Origin of the sequence: Paenibacillus sp. FSL M7-0656, from assembly GCF_038003225.1 — a bacterium.
In the GTDB taxonomy this organism is placed as follows: domain Bacteria; phylum Bacillota; class Bacilli; order Paenibacillales; family Paenibacillaceae; genus Paenibacillus; species Paenibacillus amylolyticus.
The window spans coordinates 1,733,913-1,745,801 of record NZ_JBBOOT010000001.1; the positions used below are offsets into that span (position 1 = coordinate 1,733,913).

The window sequence follows — 11,889 nt, forward strand, 5'->3', positions numbered from 1 at the left end:
ATGTCTTCATTTATCGGTATTTGATGGTTTAAATTGAATATATCAGACCTCGTCTAATTTAAATTGCACCACCATTTATCATAGCACGATTTTGATGCACCTGATATATAGGTCAGCCAATTCCATAAAGCGTACTGTTCTTCAATCCTCTTCCATTTTATCGTTTTCGACGTATGTTCCAGCTCTACTTCCGCGTTTGTATACACAAAAAACGACCGCTCCCGGTAATCCGGTAACGGCCGCTTCTTTCGGCACTTGTATATATGAAATGAACAAATGAAGATAATGATCTTCATCGTGTAGAGTCCATTTTTTAATAAGGAGCTTCCATAGAGAAACGTCCCATTTTACCCGCTCGCAGTTCACGCAGAAATGCTCGTGATGCCTTTTCCAGATCAATACGTCCACCGCTTACAATGCAACCACGTATACGGCCGACTTGTTCCATAATTGCAATAACACTATCTGAATCATCTGCATCCTTGGAGAAATCCTGAAGTCCGTATCTCTCTTCCAAAGCGTCCCAGTAATAACGCATCAGGTAACTGATTCCAAAAAAGGCGATATCCTCTGCATTCAAAATTTCCTCTTTGATCGCACCAGTTACGGCAAGACGATAACCTACATTTTGATCTTCGAACTTAGGCCAAAGAATACCTGGAGTATCCAATAACTCCATTTCTTTGCCTACCTTGATCCACTGTTGCCCCTTCGTCACACCAGGACGATCTCCTGTTAACGCAATACTCCGTCCAGCCAGTCGGTTAATCAGTGTTGATTTACCTACATTGGGAATCCCTACGATCAATCCGCGAACCGCACGAGGATTAATCCCTTTAGCAATTTGACGGTCAATTTTTTCTTTAAGAAGAAGCTTGGCCTGCACGGGAATATCTTTAACATTGGTTCCCGTCGAAGCATCTACAGGAAAAGCGGTAATTCCTTCTTTTTTGAAATATTCAATCCATTCTTGCGTCACTTTTGCATCTGCCAAATCGGATTTGTTCAACAAAATCATCCGGGGTTTATCCAGCAATATTTCGTCGATCATTGGATTACGGCTGGAGACAGGCAGACGGGCATCCAATAGTTCGATGACCACGTCGATGAGCTTTAACTTATCCTGAATCTGGCGTCTGGCTCGAGTCATATGACCTGGAAACCATTGTATCGTCAACTTGTCTTCACCTCATTATTTACTTCAAATTCAGTGGTTGATCCACTTAATCTCACCGATCGGCCAGAAAATCACATCTGCACGACCAATAATATCTTTTAAAGAAACATAACCGATCATACGGCTGTCTGTACTATTCGGACGGTTATCTCCCATGACAAACACATGACCTGCCGGCACTTTGCCATCAGGGAACTGTTCATTCGGGAAATCCTTCACGTTATAGGTTCCACCATTTGCTTCAGCTGCATCAATGGCTCCTTGAATATACGTTTCATCAACCTTTTTACCGTTAACCATCACAGTATCGTCTTGAACCTCAACGGTATCACCTTCTACAGCAATAACACGTTTAATGAAATCTCGACCTTCGGATGGTACGTGGAAGACGATAACTTCACCGCGCTTCGGTTCTCTGATATCATATAAGATTTCGTTGACGATCACACGTTCACCCGTTTCAAAGTTCGGCTGCATGGACGGACCGTCCACAACAAACGGTTTGAAGAGCAACCACCGAATCAGAATGACGAGAACTAATGCAATAACAATGGCTTTAAGCCATTCAACAATTTCATTTTTGGCTTTTTTGGATCGACTGTCTTTCTCTTCGGCAGGATTGCCCCGGTCATGTTGAACTTCTTGTTCCATTCAAGATCTTCCTCTCTTCACAGTACATGTTTATAGCAGTACACACATCCAGCATTCTGTATCGTTCCAATAACTCAATGGATGGATACAAAACATTCACATCAGTTATGTAATCTTACACCAAGCATTACAGTACATTTAATCCACAATTCAAATGTTATCAATAACTGATTTTACAAGCCTCCCGGACTATTCCCCGCATGTGTTGCCATACCATTTTACTCGGAAGTGTACCTCCGGTTCAACTTTTCCCGGACAAAAACGAAAAGGGCTTGTCTCCAAGCCCTTCCCGGTATCCGTTATATTAACGAATTTCTTTAATTCTCGCTGCTTTACCGCGTAGTTCACGAAGATAATAAAGCTTCGCACGACGAACTTTACCACGGCGAGCCACTTCGATTCTATCGATTTTAGGGGAATGAAGCGGGAAAGCTCTTTCCACACCTACACCGTAAGAAATTTTACGAACTGTAAAAGTCTCACTGATTCCACCACCACGGCGTTTAATCACAACACCTTCGAACAATTGGATACGCTCGCGAGTTCCCTCGATTACCTTAACGTGCACTTTCAAAGTGTCACCAGGACGAAAACTCGGAAGATCCTTGCGAAGTTGTTCTTGTGTAATCGCTTGAACGATATTCATCTATGACTCCCTCCTTCCATACAGGCGTTCATACTTCTTCCAGAGATCACCTTGTCTCCTTCATCATCCATAGAGGACCGCCGTATTCCACATAACAGACTTATTGTATCACGCAGCATATCAAAACACAAGAGAAATTAAACAAATGCCTATTGTTCAATCTGCCACTCTGAAACTCATCCATCACATGTTAACTTCATTCTAAAATACATTCTCCCGTATGGAAAGTGAATCAACGCTCTCATCTGCAAGTCAACCTAATACAGGAAAAAATACTGTAACTTCCAGTGTAGTAATATCGTCTATGATATAACTTATTGACCACTTTAAAAGGAGAATCCCAAGACTTATGAAATATTGGAAAAAGATCACACTTGCCCTACTCGCCATGCTCACATGCTCCATTACACTATATTCATATGCCGTAACTCACCCAACGAATGCACTGTCACACAAAGCCTGCACATCCTGGGACATAGTCAAACGCAAAGCATTCGAGCTGTCACACACTGACTTCTCTAGCCAATCTGCGCTGGATCGTTCTAACTTTAGGATTGAACAAGGTACCGCTACAGAAGTTCCTGTGCTGATGTATCATTACATAGAGCCCAAACTGAATAATCACGAGACAGATAATAAATCCATCATTAATCTGGAGGATTTTGAGCAAAATATGAAATACCTGCATGATGAAGGCTACCGCTCGATTACATTGAATCAGCTTGAACAATATGTTAGCGGGAAGATTTCCCTGCCACAGAAGTCCATTGTGATTACCTTTGATGACGGATACCAGAACAATTATACTTTAGCTTACCCTGTGCTTCAGAAATATAATTTTCATGCCTCGCTGTTTGTCATAGGCAGTAAAATTCAGGATCAACCTTCGGTATTTGAGCCCGCCATCAACAGTTTCATCTCCAAGCCAGAGATGCAGGCAGCAACCGACGTATTTGAGTACAACAGCCATACCTATAACCTGCATCATAAGGGATTTATGCGCTGTGGGACCAGCGTACCTGTCGGTCTGGACACCAGTCTTCTGGATGATGATATCCAGCAAATGAAGGAAATCGGAATAGACACACCTTATTTGGCCTATCCTTTTGGTTATACCAGCACACAGATGATCTACAAGTTACAACAACATGGATATCGCATGGCCTTTACCGTAAAGTCTGGATTTGTGCATCCAGGAGATCATCCCATGAGGCTGCCTCGCTTGACGGTCACGACAGGTACTGATTTGGCGACGTTGCTTCAACCCAAATCCAATCCGCAGAACGAATTACCTGCATCGGAGAATGATCAGTAAAATCTAGATTTTAACTTCACCGCCCGGATACAGAGTCGAGCTATACAGCCTTTTGAGCTGAGGCTTGGCTCTTTTTGCATCGGTAAGTGATAATGTCATCGGAGAGCTGGAATAAATCACTGCTTCCTCTGCGTCATAGATGATGATCTGCTCTTTCCCCGTCTGAACCAGGTCTGCATGTACCGCATATCCCTCTTTCGGGAATTCAGTAACCGTTTTCATATCTCCATCTACCAAAGAAGGCAACACATCTCCCCCTCGGCGATACGCCAAAATATAATCGAGTCCACCCTCATCCCAGTTACACACAGGCTCTATAATGGTTAACCAGCCCCGAGTTGTGCGGTTTTCTTTCCAAATTTCTTTACCAGCGCTATCCAGCATGAACATTCCATCCTTACCATGCTCATCCCCCCGGACAATCCGGTCCAGACCTGCAATCTGTAAACCTTCCATTCCAGTACAAAAATGGCCTAACGCAATATGCTGTGATTCAATTGAATCTTCATAACGCCATTTCTCATTTCCGTAGCGGTCCATCATGACCGTAACACTGCCACCAATGACAACCTCGACTTGCCCATCACCGTCAACGTCGCCAAACCATATACAGTCAGCATGATCATCGAGATTCTGACAAGACCATAATAATGTCCCATCATGATCCAGCATGTCATATCCGGCCATCACTTCATCTTTCCCATCTCCATCGATATCGTATACCCATGGAAAATGTCCTGGATTCCCTTCATGCTTCCATAACAAATTAAAATCATGGTCGAGTGCCCACAACGTCTTATAGCGGTCTTTCAGTATAATGTCCATTCTATGCTGGTTACCCGTCAGGTTGGCGAGAATAATGCAGTCATGTGCTTCATCACCTGGCAGATCACGTGTTTCTTTGATCTCTCCGGTCCGGCCATCCAACACGAGAAATTGTTTGTCCATCACACACAATACTTCATTATTTCCATCTCCATCCCAATCTGCGACCTGAGCGGGATAGTCTGAACCCGGACCCCCTGCATCGGGATCAGGAGTTCCGACCTGCCATAGTAATGTTCCTTCCAGATCAAACGCAGTCAAACAACATACCTGATGCGGGACATACCGATCGTCTATACCCCCATCTGCCTGTACCAGCAACATTTCAAGTCTGCCATCCCCGTTTAGATCTCCTAAAAGCATTTTGCAGCGTTCTCCGGCTTGGCTAATATTTAGTCTGGCGATTTCATAAGGCTGAATGCTCATCATCTTCCTCCTCAGCTTATCGTTGTTATTCAAATCCAGCTGAGTTCACCATAAAGAAAACCCCTATTTTTTACAACCCTATTATGTGGTCATGCAAAAATGTTCAAAATTGCAAAAAAGTGCCTACGTAATAAACGATTTAAACGAATGATTTTAAGCCCACTCTAAAAACTCAAGACGATTGCCAAAAGGATCATTTATATAAAAACGTCTTACACCTTCATCTACTCTTGCTTCGTCATCGACAATATGAATTTGGTTATGAATGAGATGATCACGTAACTGATCCAAATGTTGTACATGAAATGCCGGATGAGCTTTTGTGGCGGGAATAAAATCTTTTTGTACCCCAATATGCACTTGGTGTCTGCCACACTCGAACCATACACCACCCCGTTTTCTCAGAATTTCAGGTTTGGGAATCTCCGTCCAGCCCAGAACTTTATTGAAAAAATGACGTGCCTCCTCTTCACAGCCTTCTGGTGCTGCGAGCTGAATATGATCAAGACCAATAATATTGTAATTCATTCTTACACCGCCTTTGGTTTCATTTAGTGAAACTTAGTTTTAAAATATACCTCCATTTTATAGAATTACCCAATGAATATCCAGCTTTCTTTACAAAACACATAAGAAAAGCCAACCTTTGGTATCAAGGTTGGCTTTTTCAAACTCTATAAAAAGATATATTTACGTGTTTATACGATACATATACTTATTCTGTGCTATGTTTACGGTTTGAGCGTATCTTTTTCAACCAAATACGTTCTTTATCCGTCAGATCAGCCGTTTCCAACATCTCCGGTCTGCGCTCCAGCGTACGAAGCAACGACTGTTCTCTGCGCCATGCCTCAATGTTCAGATGATGTCCCGACAACAGCATATCCGGTACTTTCATGCCCCTAAACTCGGGTGGACGTGTGTAGTGTGGATATTCGAGGAGTCCAGTACTGAATGAATCCGTCACAGCACTTGTCTCATTGCCAAGCACACCGGGAATAAGGCGTACGATGCTGTCGATCGCAACCATAGCAGGCAATTCCCCACCAGTGAGCACGTAATCACCAATGGATAGTTCATCCGTCACGAGAAATTCGCGAATTCGCTCATCGTAACCTTCATAATGTCCACATATAAAAATCAGATGATCTTCCTGTACAAGTTCTTCTGCTTTTTTCTGTGTAAACGTCTCACCTTGCGGACACATTAAAATGATACGTGGAGCTTTCATGGTTGCCGCGGCTTCTCCGCGTTGCTCCAGTACATCTTCAACAGCAGCAAAGATCGGATCTGGTTTCAGCACCATGCCTCCACCCCCACCGTAAGGAGCATCATCGACCGTATTGTGCTTATTGGTCGCATAATTACGGAAGTTGGTTGCACCGAGGGACACCAGCCCCTTCGTTTGGGCTTTACCCAGAATGCTTGCTCCGAATACGCCATCAAACATCTCCGGGAATAGTGTTAATACATCCACTTTCATGTTACAGCAGCCCTTCCATCAGGTGAATCTTCACTTGCTGCTGTTCGATGTCCACATCAAGTACTACATCATCAATAACGGGAATCAGCACTTCTTTACCTGCTGGCGTTTTGACAACCCATACATCATTGGCACCCGGAGTCAAAATTTCAGAAATGGTTCCAAGCGTTTCACCCTCTTCGGTGATAACCGAACACCCAACGATTTGATGGAAGTAGTATTCACCTTCCTCCAGCTCAGCGAGGTTCTCTTTTAACACTTTGGCCATACCGCCTTTAAACTTCTCTACTTCATTAATATTGCCATACTCTTTCAGACGAAGAATATACATATTTTTATGCAAACGTGCAGATTCCACGTTAACCATGACGGGATGATTATCTGGTGTAAAGAAAAACAACTCTGCATTTTTCGCGAAACGCACTTCTGGGAAATCGGTTATAGGCATGATTCTCACCTCACCGCGAATTCCATGCGTATTAACGATTTTACCTACATTCATAAACTCTGCCATACGTTCCTCCTACGAAATTAAATCAAACTAAACAGCTACTTCGACTCTCGTACGGTCGTTCCGGCGACGGTTCGTTCTTTCGATCGCTGTTACCCCCTCATTTTTCGAACTTACTTTAAAAGACGAAAATGAGGTGATAAAGGCGAACGCTGACGCTTCTCCAGAATCGATCCCGTCCCCTGCACTGCTCCGAAGTCACTCATACCCAAAATATTTTAATTCAATATCTAATTCAACATATTAAGTTCAGCATGCACGAAAAGGGGCTAGGACATGCATCCTAACCCCCTTTCGTATATCTTTAAGATATGATATCAACGGTAACCCGTTTATCCATCTTAACTGCTGCTGATGTGACGACCGTACGAAGTGATTTCGCGATTCGTCCTTGTTTACCAATTACCTTCCCGACATCGTCAGGATGAACGGTTAACTCATAAACGACAAGCCGGTCTTTCTCAACCGTCCGAACCGTCACATCTTCCGGATGATCGACTAAAGCCTTAGCAATTATGCTTACTAATTCTTCCATAGATGACCCTCCGAATCAGCACTTTATTTAGATAATTTAGACTCGTGGAACTTCTTCATCACGCCCGCTTTGCTAAGCAAGTTGCGGACAGTGTCAGATGCTTGTGCACCGTTTTGAAGCCATGCCAATGCTTTATCTTCATCGATCTTAACAACAGCCGGTTGTTCAACCGGGTTGTAGTAACCGATCTCCTCGATAAAACGACCGTCACGTGGGGAACGGGAATCCGATACCACTACGCGGTAGAAAGGAGCTTTGTGAGCACCCATACGTTTCAGACGAATACGAACTGCCATTTGAAAATTCACCTCCTTCAATGAAATCTGTATATGATCCAGCTTCGCTTAAATCAACGGAAAGGAAACTTCATTCCTTTACCCATACCTTTAAGCTGCTTCATCGCTTTATTTTTACCGCCGCCTTTAGGTCCCATCATATCCGAGAACTGTTTCATCATGCGGCGCATCTCATCAAATTGCTTGATCAGACGATTTACTTCAGCCAGAGATGTTCCGCTTCCGGTAGCAATACGCTTCCGGCGGCTATGGTTGATCATGTCCGGGTTACGTTTCTCTTCGGTCGTCATTGAGTAAACGATCGCTTCGATCCGGCCCATCTGTTTATCATCAACCTTCAGATCCTTGGCTTGTTTCATCTTGCCCATGCCGGGGATCATATCCATGATCTGATCGATTGGTCCCAGCTTTTTCACTTGATCCATCTGCTCCAGGAAATCTTCAAACGTGAATTCTGCATTACGCATCTTCCGTTCCATTTCCTTGGCTTTATCGGTATCAATGTTTAATTGTGCTTTCTCAATCAGAGATAACATATCACCCATACCGAGGATCCGTGAAGCCATACGTTCCGGGTGGAACGGCTCCAAAGCGTCAAGTTTCTCTCCAAGAGAAGCAAACTTGATTGGACAACCCGTAACTGCTTTGACGGAAAGCGCAGCACCACCACGAGTATCTCCATCCAGCTTTGTCAGGACAACCCCGGTCAGATTAAGCTGCTGGTTAAAGTGTTCTGCTACGTTAACCGCATCCTGACCTGTCATGCTGTCTACGACAAGCAGTACTTCATCCGGATTCACTACGCTGTGAATCTGGCGAAGTTCTTCCATCAGTTCTTCATCAACATGCAGACGTCCAGCTGTATCGATAATAACATAGTCATTACCGTTATCCTTCGCATGTTGAAGACCTTGACGTGCGATCTCAACAGGGCTTGTCTGATCTCCCAGTGTGAATACCGGCGCTTTGATCTGCTCGCCAAGTACTTGCAACTGTTTGATCGCTGCGGGACGATAAATATCTCCTGCAACAAGCAATGGTCTGCTGTTTTGCTTTTGCAGCATTTTAGCCAGTTTACCCGATGTGGTTGTTTTACCAGCACCCTGCAAACCAACCATCATCAGCACCGTAGGCGGTTTGTTCGCTTTAGCCAGTTTCGCTTGGCTTCCACCCATCAAATCCGTTAGTTCCTTGTTAACGATGTCGATGATGACCATTCCTGGCGTGAAGCTCTCCATCACTTCTTTGCCAACAGCCTTCTCTTTCACCTTGGCGATGAATTCCTTGACCACTTTGAAGTTTACATCCGCTTCGAGCAATGCCAGACGTACCTCGCGCATAGCCTCGGCTACATCTTCATCAGACACCTTGCCTTTGCCGCGCAGCTTGCTGAACACATTCTGTAATCGGGTCGTTAATCCTTCAAATGCCATGATCCCACCTCCTTAAGCTTTAATACTGTTTTCAAGACCGATCCGTTCCGCTCAGCCAATATTTCATTCACTAAGCTGAGCAACGATATCGTGTATTTGTTTGTTGTTATCAATGGAGACGCCTGCGCGTTCCAATGCATTTTGCAAATCTTCAAGATTGCGATTACGCCGTTCATGCTTTTCCAGCAAGCCCAGCTTGCTTTCGTAATTTTCCAGCACTTGTTCGGCACGCTTGATATGCTCGTATACCGCCTGGCGGCTGATCTCAAACTCGGCTGCAATTTCACCAAGTGAGAAATCGTCATGAAAGTAATACTTTAGAAAAGTCTGCTGTTTCTCGGTAAGTAACAATTCATAAAAAGCAAACAGCAAGTTAATCCGGTTTGTCTTCTCAAGCCGATTTTCTTGACTCACATCGGGGCACTCCCTTCGTCAAGGAAAAACACTTTACACTCTTGCAACGTTCCTAATAATACCTAAAACAAATCAGGTTGTCAAGCAAAAATACTTGTCACAATAAAAACAGCTCTGATGATACGTTATTTCGATGTTTAACGGGTGCTTTATCCCCTTCTTCACTACAAGCAAATTCTATCTGTGTCCCTGCGACCCACCTCTATGTAGAAGAAAAAACGAATGCGTCTCAGTCCGTGGAGATGCATCCGTCTATGGTGTTCTAACGAAGTGGTGTCAGGTACAGCAGTACCATAAAGAAATGAAGAATACTGCCTGCTAACACAAAGAGATGCCAAATCGCATGGTGGTACGGAAATCCACGCCATACATAAAAGAGCGTACCAAGTGTATACATCAGGCCTCCAGCAACCAGCAACACAATGCCGCCTGTAGGAATGGCCGCCATAAGAGGTTGCCAGGCAATAACGATCAGCCAGCCCATCGCAATATAGAAAATCGTGGACATGAATAGAAACTTTTTCGTAAAAAATGCCTTAAAGATCACGCCGAATAATGCGATACCCCAGATTATACCAAACAGGGTCCATCCAAGTGTACCGCGAACAGCAATAAACAAAAGCGGAGTGTACGATCCCGCAATAAATAAATAAATGGAAGAATGGTCGAAAATCTCAAATAAATCTTTCACTTTTCCATCTTTCCATGCATGCACGAGTGTAGAACTTGTATAGAGCAACAGCATGGTGATTCCGTAGATCGTGAAACTGACCACATGCCAAGCCGTGCCTTTCATACTTGAAAATACAATCAATATCACCAGTGCAGCTACACTGAGTGCAGCGCCGATTCCATGTGTCACCGCATTGGCGACTTCTTCACGGCGAGAATAGGTATACGTATTGGCCATTTTCAACCGTCCTTTCTAACCCTTTAACATTGCCTGCTTTATTCCTCCATTATACACGTATTGCCAGTGACATTACACGTGACACTTATCACGTATATCACTGGCAATACGGTTAACATTATTAATTCATCCTATTATTAATGATTCTAGGAATTAGCTTCCTCTTCTTCAGCACTTTCCGCTGGCTGTTCCTGGATCAATCCGGCGAACAAAGCATGCACAAATTGCTCCGAATCAAACGGCTGCAGATCATCAATTTTTTCACCAAGTCCTACGAGCTTCACAGGCAAGTCCAGCTCCTGACGGATCGCAACAACGATCCCCCCTTTGGCTGTTCCATCCAGTTTCGTCAGTACGAGGCCTGTTACACCGCTTTTCTCACCGAAAAGTTTAGCCTGGTTTAAAGCATTTTGACCTGTTGTTGCATCCAGTACCATCAGTACTTCATGCGGAGCATCCGGAATTTCACGTTGAATGACACGATAGATCTTGTTAAGCTCGTCCATCAGGTTCGATTTGTTTTGCAGACGACCTGCTGTATCACAGAGCAGAACATCCGCACCCCGTTGTTTCGCTGCTTGTACCGCGTCATACATAACCGCTGCTGGATCAGAACCAGATTGCTGTTTGATCACATCGACACCGGCACGTTGCCCCCATACTTCCAGCTGTTCAATGGCTCCGGCACGGAACGTATCTCCAGCTGCCATGATGACTTTTTTACCTTGTTGTTTAAATCGATGTGCCAGCTTGCCAATCGTTGTTGTTTTACCAACACCGTTAACACCAACGAACAAAATGACGGTAATGCCATCCGGGTTCATTTTCAATTCGTTATTCTGTTCACCGCGAAGAAGACCCGTCAGTTTCTCGGACAATACAGGCTGCAGCTCAGCCGCATCCTCAATTTTGCGTTTTTTCACCTCAACGCGCAGGTCTTCGATCAGATTCATGACTGTATTCACACCAACGTCTGCTCCGATCAAAATCTCTTCCAGTTCTTCATAGAACTCTTCATCGATTTTTTTGCGGCGGATTACGAGATCCGACACTTTTTCCACTAACCCTTTACGTGTCTTTTCCAATCCATCCTTGAACTGTTTGGTGACCGACTCCGTTTTGCTTGCAATGCTGTCTCTAAGCTTTTTAAAAAAACTCATAAAGCCCCTCCATCGTGTACATAATCTAAGCGCTTTTGCAAAAATGCTCAATCTGAATGATTTTCAATGATTACAATGAGTTCGTTTGTCTCTCAGGTTTGGATCAG

Annotated in this window: 14 protein-coding genes; 1 reads left to right on the plus strand and 13 read right to left on the minus strand. The window is 44.0% G+C overall.

Translation table 11 applies throughout. The features are described 5' to 3' along the window. Nucleotides 1–313: 313 nt before the first annotated feature. The 3 genes from ylqF to rplS form a co-directional block, all read right to left on the minus strand. Complete coding sequence (gene ylqF / locus MHI01_RS07460) at nt 314–1,177, minus strand: ribosome biogenesis GTPase YlqF (protein ID WP_047842466.1); 864 nt, start codon at nt 1,175–1,177, stop codon at nt 314–316. A gap of 30 nt (nt 1,178–1,207) precedes the next feature. Then, complete coding sequence (gene lepB, locus MHI01_RS07465) at nt 1,208–1,828, minus strand: signal peptidase I (RefSeq protein WP_036609449.1); 621 nt, start codon at nt 1,826–1,828, stop codon at nt 1,208–1,210. A 304-nt stretch (nt 1,829–2,132) separates the two neighbouring features. Beyond that, nucleotides 2,133–2,474, minus strand: coding sequence for a 50S ribosomal protein L19 (gene rplS / locus MHI01_RS07470; protein ID WP_017689212.1), 342 nt, complete (start codon nt 2,472–2,474; stop codon nt 2,133–2,135). Between the two features lie 349 nt (nt 2,475–2,823). Here rplS and MHI01_RS07475 point away from each other — a divergent pair, with 349 nt between their 5' ends. Continuing rightward, nucleotides 2,824–3,789, plus strand: coding sequence for a polysaccharide deacetylase family protein (locus MHI01_RS07475; RefSeq protein WP_340982848.1), 966 nt, complete (start codon nt 2,824–2,826; stop codon nt 3,787–3,789). Nucleotides 3,790–3,792: 3 nt separating this feature from the next. On the opposite strand, the gene MHI01_RS07480 is transcribed toward MHI01_RS07475, so the two are convergent. From MHI01_RS07480 to ftsY, 10 genes are all read right to left on the minus strand, one after another. Continuing rightward, nucleotides 3,793–5,040 carry a hypothetical protein gene (locus tag MHI01_RS07480; RefSeq protein WP_282322194.1) on the minus strand — a complete coding sequence of 416 codons (1,248 nt, stop codon included), beginning with the start codon at nt 5,038–5,040 and terminating at the stop codon, nt 3,793–3,795. 153 nt (nt 5,041–5,193) lie between these two features. Next, a complete protein-coding gene (locus MHI01_RS07485; protein ID WP_340982849.1) occupies nt 5,194–5,568 on the minus strand; it encodes a VOC family protein in 375 nt (124 codons plus the stop codon). A gap of 187 nt (nt 5,569–5,755) precedes the next feature. Next, nucleotides 5,756–6,523: a tRNA (guanosine(37)-N1)-methyltransferase TrmD gene (trmD, locus tag MHI01_RS07490; RefSeq protein ID WP_036670343.1), complete on the minus strand. Its 768-nt coding sequence runs from the start codon at nt 6,521–6,523 to the stop codon at nt 5,756–5,758. A 1-nt stretch (nt 6,524) separates the two neighbouring features. Continuing rightward, nucleotides 6,525–7,037, minus strand: a complete 513-nt coding sequence (rimM, locus tag MHI01_RS07495; RefSeq protein ID WP_036609454.1) for a ribosome maturation factor RimM — start codon at nt 7,035–7,037, stop codon at nt 6,525–6,527. Between the two features lie 301 nt (nt 7,038–7,338). Next, nucleotides 7,339–7,569, minus strand: coding sequence for a KH domain-containing protein (locus MHI01_RS07500; RefSeq protein WP_017689218.1), 231 nt, complete (start codon nt 7,567–7,569; stop codon nt 7,339–7,341). Between the two features lie 23 nt (nt 7,570–7,592). Next, the gene (gene rpsP, locus MHI01_RS07505; protein WP_017689219.1) at nt 7,593–7,865 is read right to left on the minus strand and encodes a 30S ribosomal protein S16; all 273 of its coding nucleotides are present in this window, start codon (nt 7,863–7,865) and stop codon (nt 7,593–7,595) included. A 53-nt stretch (nt 7,866–7,918) separates the two neighbouring features. Then, entirely contained in the window at nt 7,919–9,298 is a 1,380-nt protein-coding gene (gene ffh, locus MHI01_RS07510; RefSeq protein WP_017689220.1) for a signal recognition particle protein, read from the minus strand. A gap of 63 nt (nt 9,299–9,361) precedes the next feature. Then, nucleotides 9,362–9,712: a YlxM family DNA-binding protein gene (ylxM, locus tag MHI01_RS07515; protein ID WP_017689221.1), complete on the minus strand. Its 351-nt coding sequence runs from the start codon at nt 9,710–9,712 to the stop codon at nt 9,362–9,364. 262 nt (nt 9,713–9,974) lie between these two features. Further along, nucleotides 9,975–10,622: a PAQR family membrane homeostasis protein TrhA gene (gene trhA, locus MHI01_RS07520; protein WP_017689222.1), complete on the minus strand. Its 648-nt coding sequence runs from the start codon at nt 10,620–10,622 to the stop codon at nt 9,975–9,977. A gap of 146 nt (nt 10,623–10,768) precedes the next feature. Next, complete coding sequence (gene ftsY / locus MHI01_RS07525; RefSeq protein ID WP_036609455.1) at nt 10,769–11,782, minus strand: signal recognition particle-docking protein FtsY; 1,014 nt, start codon at nt 11,780–11,782, stop codon at nt 10,769–10,771. Nucleotides 11,783–11,889 lie beyond the last annotated feature (107 nt).

Coding starts and splice junctions, on each gene's coding strand:
- lepB (WP_036609449.1), bottom strand. CDS start 1,828: ATGGAACAAGAAGTTCAACATGACCGGGGCAATCCTGCCGAAGAGAAA.
- rplS (WP_017689212.1), bottom strand. CDS start 2,474: ATGAATATCGTTCAAGCGATTACACAAGAACAACTTCGCAAGGATCTT.
- MHI01_RS07475 (WP_340982848.1), top strand. CDS start 2,824: ATGAAATATTGGAAAAAGATCACACTTGCCCTACTCGCCATGCTCACA.
- MHI01_RS07480 (WP_282322194.1), bottom strand. CDS start 5,040: ATGAGCATTCAGCCTTATGAAATCGCCAGACTAAATATTAGCCAAGCC.
- MHI01_RS07485 (WP_340982849.1), bottom strand. CDS start 5,568: ATGAATTACAATATTATTGGTCTTGATCATATTCAGCTCGCAGCACCA.
- trmD (WP_036670343.1), bottom strand. CDS start 6,523: ATGAAAGTGGATGTATTAACACTATTCCCGGAGATGTTTGATGGCGTA.
- rimM (WP_036609454.1), bottom strand. CDS start 7,037: ATGGCAGAGTTTATGAATGTAGGTAAAATCGTTAATACGCATGGAATT.
- MHI01_RS07500 (WP_017689218.1), bottom strand. CDS start 7,569: ATGGAAGAATTAGTAAGCATAATTGCTAAGGCTTTAGTCGATCATCCG.
- rpsP (WP_017689219.1), bottom strand. CDS start 7,865: ATGGCAGTTCGTATTCGTCTGAAACGTATGGGTGCTCACAAAGCTCCT.
- ffh (WP_017689220.1), bottom strand. CDS start 9,298: ATGGCATTTGAAGGATTAACGACCCGATTACAGAATGTGTTCAGCAAG.
- trhA (WP_017689222.1), bottom strand. CDS start 10,622: ATGGCCAATACGTATACCTATTCTCGCCGTGAAGAAGTCGCCAATGCG.
- ftsY (WP_036609455.1), bottom strand. CDS start 11,782: ATGAGTTTTTTTAAAAAGCTTAGAGACAGCATTGCAAGCAAAACGGAG.